This window comes from Streptomyces sp. NPDC041200 (assembly GCF_055591805.1).
On the sequence record NZ_JBVIZF010000002.1, the window covers coordinates 26967 to 39882 of the forward strand.

Consider the following 12916-nt stretch of genomic DNA (forward strand, 5'->3'; position numbering starts at 1 on the left):
GCTCGGGCACGCCCTGCTCGGCAAGGCCGGGGCATGCGGGAGGGCGCGGAGTGCCGGACCGGCGCCCCGCGGTTCTCCTGCGAGAATCGGATCTTCACCGGGGGCACCATCGGCCCCGGCACGGCAGCGGCAGGGCAGCGGTAAGCGGCCTTGGACGCCAGCAACTCTACCCTAACGTTAGGGTAGAGATCGGCCGGGGATGACGGGGACGAGAAGGACCAGAGGATCACGGGCGTGGACGGCAAGCACATGCAGATCGGCGAAGTCGCCGCGCGGACCGAGCTGTCCCTGCGCACCATCCGGCACTACGAGGAGACCGGCCTCGTCGTCCCCTCCGCCCGCTCCCAGGGCGGCTTCCGCCTCTACACCGAGGCCGATGTCGCCCGCCTGATGGTCATCCGCCGCATGAAGCCGCTCGGCTTCACCCTGGACCAGATGCGCGACCTGCTGGAGGCCACCGACCGCCTCGACTCGGGTGCCGAGTTGCCGGCCGATGAGCGGGAGGAGCTGCTGGACCGGGTGCGCGGCTACCAGGAAACCGCGCGGCAGCGGGTGGCGGACCTGCGGACCCAACTGGCGCGAGCGGAGGAGTTCGCCGCCACGCTGGACGAGCGTCTCACCTCCGCACAGCGCCACTGACGGCAGGGCTTCGGCTCCCCCGCTATGACCACCCACAGCGCCGAGGGCGCGGCCCGGCCTCGTCACGCTCCTCGCGCCGCGTCCCGGCAACGGGCGCGGCTGCTCCTGGTGTTGGCCGGGCTGAGCGCCGCCAGTCCGCTGGCGACCGACATGTACTTCCCGGGCTTCCGGACCTGGCACGTTCGCTGGGGGCCGACGCCTCGGGCGCGCAGATGTCCCTGACCGGATTCCTGGCGGGCATCATCGCCGGACAGCTCGTCCTGGGACCGCTCAGTGACGCGGTCGGGCGCCGCCCGGTCCTCGTTTCGGGAACCGTGCTGTTCACCCTCTTCTCCATCGTGTGCGCGTCAGCCCCGAGTATGGCCGTACTGAACGCGGCGCGGGTCGGGGAGGGCTTCTCGGGCGCGGCCGGGATCGTCATCGCCCGCGCGGTGGTCGCCGATCTCGTGGCCACCGCTCAGCGCATCCTGAACGTCCTCATCGACCGCGGCTACGCCGTCAAGGAGGAGACCGGGTACGTCGCGGGCCCGGCGTCCGTGGCCACCGCCCACGCCTTCCTGGTCAACAACCGGCTCAGCCAGGTCGCCCTGCCCGTCCTGCAGGAACTCGCCGCGATCACCGGCGTGACGTCCACCCTGTACGTACGGGTCGGCCTCGCCCGCGTGCTGATCGCGCGCGTCGAGGGCCTCAACCCGCTCCGGTACCAACTGCCCATCGGCGAGAAGCTCCCCCTGCACCTGGGCGCCGGGAAATCCCTGGCCGCCTGGCTGCCCGAGGAGGAACTCGACGCCTACGTCGACAGCGTCGCCCCCTTCACCCGGATCTCCGGCGAACGCGTCGACGCCGACGACCTGCGCGGCGAGCTGCGGCGGATCAAGGAGAACGGTTACGCCGTCTCCCTCAGCGAACGCGTCCTGGACGTCACCGCCTTCAGCGCCGCCGTCCACCGCGAGGACCGGGTCCTCGGCGCGCTCAGCGTCGCCGGACCCAGCGGCGACCTGCCCGCCGCCGACCATCCGCGCGTCATCACCGAAGTACGCCGGGCAGCCGGCGCCATCGCCGCCCGCTGCCCCTGAGCAGAAAGCGCCACCCCCTTGCGCCCTCCCGCCTCGCGCCCTCCCGCCTCGCGCCACCTCACCTACGACCAGCTGCTGCGGCGCACCGACGCCCCGTCCGGCTCCAGTTGGCACCTCTTCCCCGACCAGCCCGAACGCGGCATGGCCAACTTCGCGGGCCCCGAGCAGATCCGGCGGGCGGCACAGGAGGTCCGCGACGGCCGGGCCTTCAACCTCGACTACGCCCTCGACGCCTTCGACCCGCCCATGTCCCGTGCCCGTGGCATTCCCCACCACCGCATCACCGCCGCGCACGACCAGGCCCGCGACGACGTCCTGGACAACTTCCACCTCCAGGCCAGCACCCAGATCGACGGACTGCGCCACCGCCGCGCCTCCGGACACGGCTTCTACAACGCCGTACCCGACGAGGAGATCGCACCCCGGAGCCCCCGGCTCGGCGTGCAGCTGTGGGCCCAGACCCCGCTGGTCGGCCGCGCGCTGCTCATCGACATCGATGGCCTCCTCCGGGCCCGGGGCACCCCGCCCGACCACGCGACCGGCCCCGCCCTCGGCCCCGGTCTGCTCGACGCGGCGCTGGAGGCGCAGCACTGCCAGGTCGAGCCGGGTGACCTCGTCCTCGTCCACACCGGGTGGGCCCACTGGTACCTCAGCGCCGAACCCGGCATACGGGCCAGGGTCCGCGCCGAGCGGCGCGCCACCGGGTTCGCCCAGTCCCGGGACTTCGCCGCCTGGTGCTGGGACCACCGCGTCGCGCTGCTGGCCACGGACACCTTCGCCGTCGAAGTCCTGCCCGTCGTCCCCGACAGCGACTTCCACCACAGCGCGCCCGAGGACAACGGCATGATGCACCAGGAGCTGATCGCCAAGCTCGGCCTGCCCCTGGGCGAGCTGTGGAACCTCACCGCCCTCACCACCGACTCCCGGGCCACGGGCCGCTGGACCAGCCTCCTGACCGTCAAACCCCTCAACCTCACCGGTGGCGTCGGCTCACCCGCCAACGCCACCGCTCTGCGCTGACGGTCGTTCAGCGCAGGGTCGAGGCGTCGATGACGAACCGATAGCGCACGTCGGAGGCCAGCACCCGGCCGTACGCCTCGTTGATCCCTTCTGCCGGGATCACCTCGATCTCGGACCCGAGGTGGTGCTCGGCGCAGAAGTCGAGCATGTCCTGGGTCTCGCGGATGCCGCCGATCAGGGAACCGGCGAGGGCGCGCCCGCCGCCGAGGAGGGAGAAGACGTTGAGCGAGACGGGTTCGGCCGGGGCGCCCACGTTGGCCAGGACGCCGTCGGTGGCCAGCAGCGAGAGGTAGGCGTCGAGGTCGAGCGGGGCGCTCACCGTGTTCACGATGAGGTCGAAGGAACCGGCGAGGCTCGTGAAGGTCTCGGGATCGCTGGTGGCGTAGTAGTGGTCGGCCCCCAGCCGCAGCCCGTCCTCCCGCTTCTTCAACGACTGTGACAGCACGGTGACTTCGGCGCCCATGGCATGCGCGAGCTTCACCGCCATGTGCCCGAGCCCGCCGAGGCCGACGACGGCGACCTGTTTGCCGGGTCCCGCGCTCCAGCGGCGCAGCGGCGCGTACGTGGTGATCCCGGCGCACAGCAGCGGCGCCGCCACGTCCAGGCCCAGGGCGTCGGGGACGCGCAGGACGAAGTCCTCGGTGACGACGATGTGGGTGGCGTAGCCGCCCTGGGTGGGCCGGCCGTCGCCGCCGACGGAGGCGTAGGTGAGGGTGTTGCCCCGCAGGCAGTACTGCTCCTCGCCCTTGCGGCAGTTGGCGCACTCGCGGCAGGAGTCGACCATGCAGCCGACGCCCACCCGGTCCCCGACGGCGTGCCGGGTGACCCCGGAGCCGACCTCGGTGACGACGCCCGCGATCTCGTGGCCGGGGACGAGGGGGTAGGTCTCCTCCCTCCAGTCACCGCGGGTGTGGTGGATGTCGGAGTGGCAGATGCCGGTGTACGCGATCTCGATGAGGACGTCGTGCGGCCCGAGGTCGCGGCGCTCGACGGTCATGGGGACGAGCGGCTCGGTGGCGGAGGTCGCTCCGTAGGCGTTGACGGTGAACACAGTGCTCCAGGTTGGTCGTGGGTGGGTCGGCGGAGGACAGAGGGACAGGGGGTGGTCAGCGGGCGGCGCGGCGTACGGGTTCCAGCAGCCAGGTGGCCGCGACGCTCGCGCCCACCACCGCCGCCGCGATCAGGAGACCGGTGTGCAGCCCGGAGACGAACCGGGCGCGGTCGGCGACCAGGGCGCCGAAGGCGGCGACGGCCAGGGCGCCGCCGAGCTGCCGGGCGGCGTTCAGCACACCGCTGGCGACCCCGGCGCGCTCGGCGGGCACCTTCTCCAGCAGCAGCGCCGTCATCGCGGGCATCGCCATCCCGCCACCGGCGCCGACGGGCACCATCAGCAGCACCGTCAGCCAGACCGGCGCCGTGGCGGGCAGGGCCACCATCGAGAGCAGGCCCGTGGCCATCAGCAGCTGACCGGTGACCATCGGCACGCGCGCGCCGAACCGCGTGGCCAGCCGGGCGGCGACGGGACCCGTGAAGGAGGTGAGCACGCTCATCGGCAGGAACGCGACACCGGTGGCGAGCGCGCTCAGCCCGTGCACCTGCTGCAGATACAGCCCGAGCAGGAAGATCATCCCGTAGAAGCCGACGTTCAGCGCGAACCCGATGGCCGCCGTGAGGGACATCGTGCGGGAGCGCAGCAGCGGCAGCGGCGTCATCGGGTGCCGCCCACGGGCCTGCGCGAACACGTAGACGACGGCCGACACGACCGCCACGGCGAGGGCGGCCAGGACGCGCGGGGTACCGAAGCCGACGGCCCCGGCCTCGATGGCCGCGTACGTCAGCCCGCCCATGGCGGCGACGGCGGCGATCTGACCGGCCAGGTCGAACGGCACCGCCTGGCGCGGGGACGGCTGGACGTACCGGAGGAGCAGCAGGGCCACCGCGCCGACCGGCAGGTTGACGAAGAAGACCATCCGCCAGTCGATCACCGTGAGCAGCCCCCCGGCGACGGGTCCGGCGGCCGCGCCGACCGCGCCGCTCACGCCCCACAGGGCGATGGCCCGCGCGCGCTCGGCCGGATCCGGGAAGGTCTCCCTCAGCAGGGCGAGTGACGACGGCAGGACCATCGCGGCGCCCACCCCCTGCACCAGCCTCGCCGCCACCAGGACGCCGAGGTCCGGTGCCAGCCCGCACACCAGGGACGCCGCGACGAACAGGGCCAGACCACCGGCGAACGCCTGGCGGGCCCCGACCCGGTCGCTGACCGCGCCCGCGGACAGCAGGAAGGCGGCGAAGGTGAGGGTGTACCCGTCCACCACCCACTGGAGCCCGGTCATCGTGCTGCCGAAACCGCGGCCGATCGAGGGCAGGGCGACGTTCACGATCATGGCGTCGACCATGATCGTGAAGAAGCCGACCAGGACGGCGGCCAGGGCCGCCCGCCCGCCGGGCCTGCTCACGGGCCCGCTCCGCGGCTGCGGACCGGCGGGGGCGGCCTGCGGGGGGATGGACGGGGGCGGCGGGGGCGGCGGGGACGACGGGGACACGGGAGGATCTCCTGCGCTGGGAAGCGGGTGCTGACGGAGATCGAGCCTCGCGCTCTTCCGGCCCCGGTGGCAGGCCGGGACGTGCCGGGGAGCGGCGCTCAGGGGTAATGACAGGGCCCCTCACCCGGCCGCCACGCAGGTCAGCGCGGTGTGACACTGACGCTATGGCATCCGAGCAGAGCACCAGCGGCAGCGGCGGCAGCAGCGGCGGCACCGGTGGCGGCATGGAGCTGGGCCAGTTCCTGCGCGCCCGCCGTACCCAGACCCGCCCCGACCAGGTCGGCCTCACCGTGGGCCCCGGGCTGCGCCGCACCCCCGGCCTGCGCCGCGAGGAGCTGGCCACGCTCGCCGGGATGAGCATCGACTACTACGTCCGGATGGAGCGCGGCAAGGAGACCCGCCCCAGCCCCGCCGTGCTCGACGCCCTCGCCCGCGCCCTGCGCCTCGACGACGCCGAGCACCAGCATCTGCGCGATCTCGCCACCCGCGCGGCCCGGTACGCCCCCGAGCCGCCGCCCCCGCCCAGCCGGACGGTGCGCCCGCACCTGAAGCTCGTCCTGACGACGCTGCGGCCGAGCCCCGCGTACGTCATCAGCCGCAGCATGGACGTGCTCGCCTGGAACCCCGGCGGCCTCGCCCTGTACGCGGGCCTCGCCGACTGGCCCGCCAAGCAGCGCAACCTCGCCCGCTACCTCTTCCTCCACCCCGCCGCCCGCACCCTCTTCCCCGACTGGGAGGAGCAGGTCCGCGGCTGCGTCGCCCGGCTGCGCGCCCTGGCGGGCACCGCCCCCGACGCCCCCGACCTCACCCAGCTGGTGGGCGAACTCCTGCTGAAGAGCCCCGACTTCGCCACGCTGTGGGAGCGCTACGACGTCGTCGGCCGCAAGCGGTTCCAGAAGACGTTCCACCACCCCGAGGTCGGCGTCCTCACCCTCAGCAGCCAGAGCATGCAGCTCGAAGGCACCCCCGGCCAGCGCCTCGGCGTCTACACCGCCGAGCCCGGCACCCCCGACCACGACGCGATGCTCCTGCTCGACCTGACCGCGCCCCCGTCCGCCGAGCGCCCCGAGCGGGACACGAAGGGCGAGCGACCCCAGCGCCCCCAGTCCTACCAATAACTGTGGCCGCCGGGCCCAGCCGATCGCGCCGTGCTAGCGTGGCATTCCCCGCACACTGCGGATACCGGGCCCTGCCCCCGAAGGAGACGCCACGCCGCTTACACCGGCAGCATCATCCGAGGGTTCCGCTGTTCCACCGTTTTGCGGACGCTCCATCAAAGGCTCTGGACGAAAATCCGTCTCGCGATTCTCCGCGCTACTCGGCGCCGCGAGACGCAACCCGGCCGGGACGGCCGGCCCCTCCTCCCTCCCCCTGCGAGCTTCCTGCGAGGCATCATGCGCTGCGTCATCGCCCGTTACCCGTTCGACCTGACCAAGAGCGGGGTGCTGGCGTCGATGAAGGACGTCACGCCCGAGCCCATCACGGGCGAGTCCGTGCTCATCGGCCGCCGCCAGTACCCCGTGAAGCAGGTGGGCGAAATCATCACCAAGCAGGACCGTCGCGACTTCAGCGCCGGTGAGGTCACCCGGGCCATGGCCCGGCTCGGCTTCACCTGCCGCGCCGTCCCCACCGCCGCACCCTCGGACGCCTCCACTCCGCTTGAGCGGGCGTCGGCTCAACTCGGCACCCCCGAGGCCGGGTAACCAACCGGGACCGGGACAGCGGCCGCGCCGCCCCCCTATGCTTCTACATGTTTGTAGAGACGCGAACGCCGACGTGCGGCTCGCGCGCTCACACGCGCCCGGAACAGAACGCATAGGCATATAAGGAGTGGACGCCACGATGGTGTTCAAACGACTGCTCGGTTCGCTCGGTGTCGGCGCCCCCACCGTGGACACCGTGCTGGACCCCGGCCCCGTACGCCCCGGCGGGCCGCTGACCGGGCAGGTCCATCTCCGGGGCGGCAGCGCGGACTTCGAGATCGAGCAGATCACCCTGGACCTCGTCGCCCGGGTTGAGGCCGAGCACGGCGACGAGGAGCGCGAAGGCACCGTCGTCTTCGACCACTTCACGGTGGGCGGCGGGTTCCGGCTCGCCGAGGGCGAGCAGCGCAGCCTGCCGTTCACCGCGCACCTGCCGTGGGAGACGCCCGTCACCGAGCTGTACGGGCAGCCGCTGGGCATCGTCCTCGGGGTCCGCACCGGGCTGGAGGTGGCGGGCGCGCGGGACAAGGGCGACCTGGACCAGCTGACGGTGGGTCCGCTGCCGGCCCAGGAGGCCGTCCTGGAGGCGCTGGGGCAGCTCGGCTTCGGCTTCAAGTCCGCCGATCTGGAGCTGGGCCACATCGGCGGGACGGGGCAGCGGCTGCCGTTCTACCAGGAGATCGAGCTGACCCCCGCCCCGCAGTACGCCCACGCCTTCAACGAGCTGGAGGTGACCTTCCTCGCGAACCCCAGCGGTCTGGACGTCGTCCTGGAGGCCGACAAACGCGGCGGGCTCTTCTCCTCGGGGCATGACGCGCTCACCCGCTTCACCGTCGGCCATGAGGGCGTCGAGCACCGCGACTGGAACGCGGAGGTCGACGCCTGGATCCGGCAGCTCGTCGACAGCTCCCCCGCGCACGGCTCGCACCACCACGGATTCGAGGGCCACCACCACGACGGCCATCACCACGACGGCAACCACCGCTCCGGACCCAGCACCGGAGCCATCGTCGGCGGTGTCGCGGCAGGCGTCGCGGTCGGCGTCGTCGGCGGCTTCGTCGCGGCGGAGGTCGTCGACGAGATCGGCGACGCCTTCGAGGACGAAGAGGACTGACCCCCCGCGTCCATCGGCCATTCTGCTAACTTCTACAGTGTTGTAGAAGTTAGCAGTCAGCGACGACGTACGGAGTTGGTCATGGCCCTGTGGGACCGCATCAAGGATTCCGCATCGACGATGCAGAGCCAGCTGCTCGCCAAGAAGAACGATCTCAAGAGCGGTGCGTTCCGCGATGCCAGCATGGCGATGTGTGCCCTGGTGGCGGCGGCTGACGGCTCGATCGACCCGTCCGAGCGGCAGCGCGTCGCCCAGCTGATCGCCACCAACGAAGTGCTGCAGAACTTCGCCGCGGACGACCTGCGGTGGCGTTTCGACGACTACCTCGACAAGCTCACCGCGGACTTCGAATTCGGCAAGGTCAGCGTCCTCCAGGAGGTGGCCAAGGCGAAGAAGAAGCCCGCCGAGGCGCGCGCCGTCATCCAGATCGGCATCGTCATCGGCGGCGCCGACGGCGACTTCGACAAGACCGAGCGGGCCGTGGTCCGCGAGGCCTGCTTCAGCCTGGACCTGGACCCCACCGAGTTCGATCTGTAGCCGGTGCGGGCGGCGCCCCCGCTGTCGTCGCGGCTACAGCGGGGTCGCCGCCTGGAGGACCCGGAAGAGCGCGATCGCCGCGTTCGCCGAGGACAGCGCGGACGCGGTGGTACCCCCGGCGGCGACCCACGCGGCGACGCCCGCGGCCGTGAACGCGGGCGGCCAGTGCCGGGCGGACGGCACCGGCCCCAGCAGCGCGGCCACCCGGCGCGGGACGGGACCGGGCGCGGCGAACCCGGCCAGCGTCGGGGCGGGGGTGCCGCGGGAGACCAGCGCGGCCTTGCCGACCGCCCTCGCCACGACCTTGCGGTCCGCCACCGCACCGGCCGCCTCCTCGTCCGCCCAGCGCTCGGCGCAGTACGCGACCGCACCGCGCAGCGGGAGCAGCAGGGGGTTCGCCCGCGCCGCCAACTGGGCGGCCAGCAGGTAGCGGTGATGCCGCCCGGCGAGGTGGGCGTGCTCATGAGCGATCAGGGCGCGCCGTTCGGAGGCGTTCAGGCAGGCGAGCATCGCGGTGGAGACGACGATCCGGCCGGGCCTGCCGGACGCGGCGGGCAGCGCGTACGCGTACGCCTCGTCGTCGGGCAGGGTCGTGACCAGCTCGTCGGCCAGCCCGGCAACCGCCTCCTGGGCGCGCCGCCGCGCCCGCAGGTGCCGCCGGACCGTCCCCGCACACGCCACGGCGACCGGAATGAGCGCGATGATGGCCGCCTTCCCGGCCACCTCGTCGAACGGCACCGCCGCCCGCACCTCGGGGTCCGACCAGCCGTCCGGCAGCGGGTTACCCGGCAGCTGGGCCGTGCCGACGACCACCAGCAGCGCCAGGCACAGCGTGGAGGACACCGCGAGGACGCCCCCCACCAGCGACAACAGCCGGGTGGCACGCCGCGGATGGAGGTACTGCTCGGCCAGCCGCGTGATCGGCAGCGCCGTTAACGGCAGAACCAGGGGCAGAAAGACGAACATACCCAACGCGGCTCAGTCTCCCTCCGCTTCGCTCAACAGGCCACGCAGCAGCTGCTCGTCGTCGGCCGTCAGCCCCGTCACAAAGCTGGCCAGCACCGCCCCCCGGTCGTCCTGGCCGTCCAGCACCCGGCGCATCCGCAGCGCGGCCAGCCCCGCCTCGTCCGACTCCGCCTGCCACACGAACGACCGGCCCGCCCGCTCCCGGGTCACCGCCTGCTTCGCCTGCAGCCTGGAGAGGATCGTCATGACCGTGGTGTACGCGAGATCGCCGTCGAGCCGCTCCTGCACCCAGGCGGCCGTCACCGGGCCGTCCGCCCGCCGCAGCACCGCCAGCACCTGCGCCTCCAGCTCGCCCTGCCCCCGCCGCCGGAAGCGCGGTCCCGGGTCGCCCTCGTCCTGCTCTCTCACGCCATCTCCCTCCGGCACGCCGCCGACAACCAGCCGTCAGGTGACGGTACAGGGTCCGCTTACTTCTACAGTGCTGTAGATTCTTACGGGTATCCATCGAACACCGAGGAGGAGATCGTGGGAGTTTCCCTGTCCAAAGGCGGCAACGTCTCGCTCAGCAAGGAGGCGCCGGGCCTGACCGCGGTCCTGGTCGGCCTGGGCTGGGACGTACGGACGACCACGGGCACCGACTACGACCTCGACGCCAGCGCCCTGCTGTGCGACGAGTCCGGAAAGGTCGTGTCCGACCGCCACTTCGTCTTCTACAACAACCTCACCAGCCCCGACGGTTCGGTCGAGCACACCGGCGACAACCTCACCGGTGAGGGCGAGGGCGACGACGAGTCGGTCAAGGTGAACCTGGCGACGGTCCCCGCCGACGTCGCCCGCATCGTCTTCCCCGTCTCCATCCACGACGCCCAGAGCCGCGGCCAGAGCTTCGGCCAGGTCCGCAACGCCTTCATCCGGGTGGTCAACCAGGCCGACAACGCCGAACTCGCCCGCTACGACCTGAGCGAGGACGCCGCGTCCGAGACCGCGATGGTCTTCGGCGAGCTGTACCGCCACGGCGCGGAATGGAAGTTCCGCGCGGTCGGCCAGGGCTACGCCTCGGGCCTGGCGGGCATCGCCTCCGACTTCGGCGTCAGCCTCTGACCACCGCCCGCGGCGCGGTCCGCGCCCCGGCCCGCCCTGAGGACACGGACACCGACATGAACGGCACACCACCCGCGTTACGACCGGAAGACGAACCCGACGTCGAACGGGTGCTGCGGCAGGCGCTGAACACCCCGGAGATCCGCGCGGCCCTGCGGCGGCACGGATCCGCCGGGGGCGCGGTGGCCGAGCGGCTCCGGGCTCGGGCCCTCGCCGAACGCACCGGCATCGCCGCGGCCGCCGCGGCCGAGTACGCCGCCTATATGCGGCAACGCTCAGCGGGAGCCCCCGGCGTACGCGCCGACCGGGCCCCCTCCGCCGCGGCGGGCGCACGCGGACTGCTGCCCGCGCTCGCGGTCCTGGCACCGGTGCTGGCGGCGGCCGCGACCGCCGTCTTCCTGTTCCTCGGCTACGTCCTGGGGCTCAGCAGCTCGGGGCGCGAACTGGGCGACGCGCTGCTGACCGCGGGACAGACCGCGGCCGTGACCACGGCGGTGACGACGGCGTGCGGAGTGACCTGGCTACTCCGCACCGCCGCCCGCCACCGCACACCGGCACCGCCCAGTGACCCCGGGGGCACGGCCGAGGCCCGCGAGGCATGGCGGCGGGCCCTGCTCGAACGCGGCGTCCTGCCGTACCTACGCGCCCAGTTGCGCCAGACCGAGCCGAGCCGGACCGCTGCCCCCGGCCGCCGCCCGCGGCTGGGCTGCACGAGCCCGGATTTCGCGGGCCCCGAGTACGCCGGGCCCGGCTTTCACCGGGCCGACGGCCCCTCCGAGGACTGACGCCACGCCCGGGGGCGCGGCGCAGGAGACCCGGGATTCGCGGGAGGAAGCGCGGGCTACGCCGTCGGCAGCTTGCCGCTCTTCGTCAGGACCTCGTCCATGAAGTCGACGTCGTTCTTGTTCATCCGGTACACGTTGATCCGGACCGTGTGGCCGTCCCTTCCAGCGCCCGGTCACCGATGGAGGCTCAGCTAGCCCGCCCTCGGGGGCCGCGGCGGGTTTGGGCGAGCCATTCCTGGGGCGGGTCGGCGGCGCCGTAGGCGTCGTGCCAGTCCCACCATTCGTACGGCGCGGTCTGGGGGTAGCCCTCGGGGGAGTCCTCCCAGGACTCCTGCCGCCCCAGGGCGGTCATGTCGAGGTAGCTCCAGGTGCTGCCCAGGGACTCGTCGCCGCGCGCGTTGATGAGGTAGGTGCGGAAAACGCGGTCGCCGTCGCGGATGAAGGCGTTCGTGCCGTGCCACTGGTCCACGTCGAAGTCGGCGTCGAAATCGTCGGTGATCGTGTACCAGGGCATCGTCCAGCCCATCCGCGCCTTCACGTCCTCGATGTTCCGCTGCGGCGCGCGCGAGGCGAAGACCAAAGTGGTGTCGCGGGCGTTCAGATGGGCGAGGTCGCCGACGTGGTCGGCCACCATGGAGCAGCCGCGGCAGGCGTGCTCCGGCCAGCCGAAGACACCGGGCTCGAAGAAGGCGCGGTAGACGATCAGCTGACGGCGGCCCTTGAACAGGCCGGGCAGGCTCACCGTGCCCTCGGGGCCGTCGAACGCGTACTCCTTCTCCACCGCCACCCAGGGCATCCGGCGGCGCTTGGCGGCCAGCGCGTCATGGGCGTGGGTCAGCTGCTTCTCTTCCACCAGCAGCCGCTGGCGCGCCTCCTCCCACTCCCCCGGCGAAACGATCGGCGGTGTCTTCATGATGGCCACCTTCCGGTCCGGTCGGCTGGCCCCTTCATCCAGGGTCTTCCGCCGTGCTCCCCGGCGCACGCCGATCGGCAAAACCCCAGGCCAGCGGCCTGGGGCTGAACGTGCCGAGGGTGCGGGCGCGGTTACTTTCCGCTGCCGACGGGTTCGACCGTGATGGCGGAGGGGGCGCTGTCGGAGGCGGGGACGTTGATGCTGACCGGCACGGAGGCGGCGTGGGTCTCTCCGGGCGGGGTGACGCTGAGGCTGGTGAAGGTCGCGCCGATGTCGCCGGAGGAGCCGGAACCGTCGGAGCCGTCCTCGGCGCCGGTGCCGCCCGTGCCGGTGTCCGACTTCGGCTCGGCGGACGCGCCGCTGTCGCCGGAGCTCTGGGAGGAGGAGTCGCTCCCCTGGCAGGCGCTGAGCGAGAGGCCGGCCGCGACGGCCAGGGCGAGGAGGGAGAGGTTCTGAACGCGCATCGTTTCTCTTTCAGGGCGGTGCCACTCACTCCTCGGGAGTGAGCTTGCTGATCGT

The 12916-nt window shown here is 72.6% G+C and carries 15 protein-coding genes; 9 read left to right on the forward strand and 6 right to left on the reverse strand.

Annotated features, from left to right (window positions below):
- The first annotated feature begins 234 nt into the window (after positions 1-234).
- The 3 genes from ACZ6CL_RS05195 (at position 235) to ACZ6CL_RS05205 (ending at position 2735) form a co-directional block, all read left to right on the forward strand.
- Positions 235-639 carry a MerR family transcriptional regulator gene (locus ACZ6CL_RS05195; RefSeq protein ID WP_468931373.1) on the forward strand — a complete coding sequence of 135 codons (405 nt, stop codon included), beginning with the start codon at positions 235-237 and terminating at the stop codon, positions 637-639.
- A 212-nt stretch (positions 640-851) separates the two neighbouring features.
- The gene (locus ACZ6CL_RS05200; RefSeq protein WP_468931375.1) at positions 852-1715 is read left to right on the forward strand and encodes an IclR family transcriptional regulator; all 864 of its coding nucleotides are present in this window, start codon (positions 852-854) and stop codon (positions 1713-1715) included.
- Positions 1716-1733: 18 nt separating this feature from the next.
- Positions 1734-2735, forward strand: a complete 1002-nt coding sequence (locus ACZ6CL_RS05205; protein ID WP_468931376.1) for a cyclase family protein — start codon at positions 1734-1736, stop codon at positions 2733-2735.
- A 7-nt stretch (positions 2736-2742) separates the two neighbouring features.
- Here the strand turns inward: ACZ6CL_RS05205 and ACZ6CL_RS05210 are convergent, their stop codons facing one another.
- Both ACZ6CL_RS05210 and ACZ6CL_RS05215 read right to left on the reverse strand, forming a co-directional pair.
- On the reverse strand, positions 2743-3786 hold the full coding sequence (locus tag ACZ6CL_RS05210; RefSeq protein ID WP_468931378.1) for an NAD(P)-dependent alcohol dehydrogenase: 1044 nt from the start codon (positions 3784-3786) through the stop codon (positions 2743-2745).
- 55 nt (positions 3787-3841) lie between these two features.
- Positions 3842-5191, reverse strand: coding sequence for an MFS transporter (locus ACZ6CL_RS05215; protein ID WP_468931380.1), 1350 nt, complete (start codon positions 5189-5191; stop codon positions 3842-3844).
- Between the two features lie 251 nt (positions 5192-5442).
- On the opposite strand from ACZ6CL_RS05215, the gene ACZ6CL_RS05220 reads away from it, so the two are divergent.
- The 4 genes from ACZ6CL_RS05220 to ACZ6CL_RS05235 all read left to right on the forward strand — a co-directional run bounded on the left by ACZ6CL_RS05220 (position 5443) and on the right by ACZ6CL_RS05235 (position 8632).
- The gene (locus ACZ6CL_RS05220; protein ID WP_468931382.1) at positions 5443-6396 is read left to right on the forward strand and encodes a helix-turn-helix transcriptional regulator; all 954 of its coding nucleotides are present in this window, start codon (positions 5443-5445) and stop codon (positions 6394-6396) included.
- A 276-nt stretch (positions 6397-6672) separates the two neighbouring features.
- Positions 6673-6981, forward strand: coding sequence for an SCO5918 family protein (locus tag ACZ6CL_RS05225; RefSeq protein WP_468931385.1), 309 nt, complete (start codon positions 6673-6675; stop codon positions 6979-6981).
- A gap of 139 nt (positions 6982-7120) precedes the next feature.
- Complete coding sequence (locus ACZ6CL_RS05230; RefSeq protein ID WP_468931387.1) at positions 7121-8095, forward strand: sporulation protein; 975 nt, start codon at positions 7121-7123, stop codon at positions 8093-8095.
- 81 nt (positions 8096-8176) lie between these two features.
- Positions 8177-8632, forward strand: a complete 456-nt coding sequence (locus ACZ6CL_RS05235) for a tellurite resistance TerB family protein (protein WP_468931389.1) — start codon at positions 8177-8179, stop codon at positions 8630-8632.
- 33 nt (positions 8633-8665) lie between these two features.
- Here the strand turns inward: ACZ6CL_RS05235 and ACZ6CL_RS05240 are convergent, their stop codons facing one another.
- Together ACZ6CL_RS05240 and ACZ6CL_RS05245 are read right to left on the reverse strand one after the other, a co-directional pair.
- Positions 8666-9604, reverse strand: coding sequence for a M56 family metallopeptidase (locus tag ACZ6CL_RS05240; RefSeq protein ID WP_468931391.1), 939 nt, complete (start codon positions 9602-9604; stop codon positions 8666-8668).
- A 6-nt stretch (positions 9605-9610) separates the two neighbouring features.
- On the reverse strand, positions 9611-10006 hold the full coding sequence (locus ACZ6CL_RS05245) for a BlaI/MecI/CopY family transcriptional regulator (RefSeq protein ID WP_385446421.1): 396 nt from the start codon (positions 10004-10006) through the stop codon (positions 9611-9613).
- A gap of 117 nt (positions 10007-10123) precedes the next feature.
- On the opposite strand from ACZ6CL_RS05245, the gene ACZ6CL_RS05250 reads away from it, so the two are divergent.
- Both ACZ6CL_RS05250 and ACZ6CL_RS05255 read left to right on the forward strand, forming a co-directional pair.
- Positions 10124-10699 (forward strand): TerD family protein, encoded by a 576-nt coding sequence (locus ACZ6CL_RS05250; protein ID WP_468931393.1) that lies wholly within the window; start codon positions 10124-10126, stop codon positions 10697-10699.
- Positions 10700-10755: 56 nt separating this feature from the next.
- On the forward strand, positions 10756-11484 hold the full coding sequence (locus ACZ6CL_RS05255) for a hypothetical protein (RefSeq protein ID WP_468931396.1): 729 nt from the start codon (positions 10756-10758) through the stop codon (positions 11482-11484).
- A gap of 187 nt (positions 11485-11671) precedes the next feature.
- Here ACZ6CL_RS05255 and ACZ6CL_RS05260 read toward each other — a convergent pair whose 3' ends face one another.
- Together ACZ6CL_RS05260 and ACZ6CL_RS05265 are read right to left on the reverse strand one after the other, a co-directional pair.
- Positions 11672-12397, reverse strand: coding sequence for a DUF899 domain-containing protein (locus tag ACZ6CL_RS05260; protein WP_468931398.1), 726 nt, complete (start codon positions 12395-12397; stop codon positions 11672-11674).
- A gap of 131 nt (positions 12398-12528) precedes the next feature.
- Positions 12529-12861 (reverse strand): hypothetical protein, encoded by a 333-nt coding sequence (locus ACZ6CL_RS05265; RefSeq protein WP_468931400.1) that lies wholly within the window; start codon positions 12859-12861, stop codon positions 12529-12531.
- Between the last annotated feature and the right edge of the window lie 55 nt (positions 12862-12916).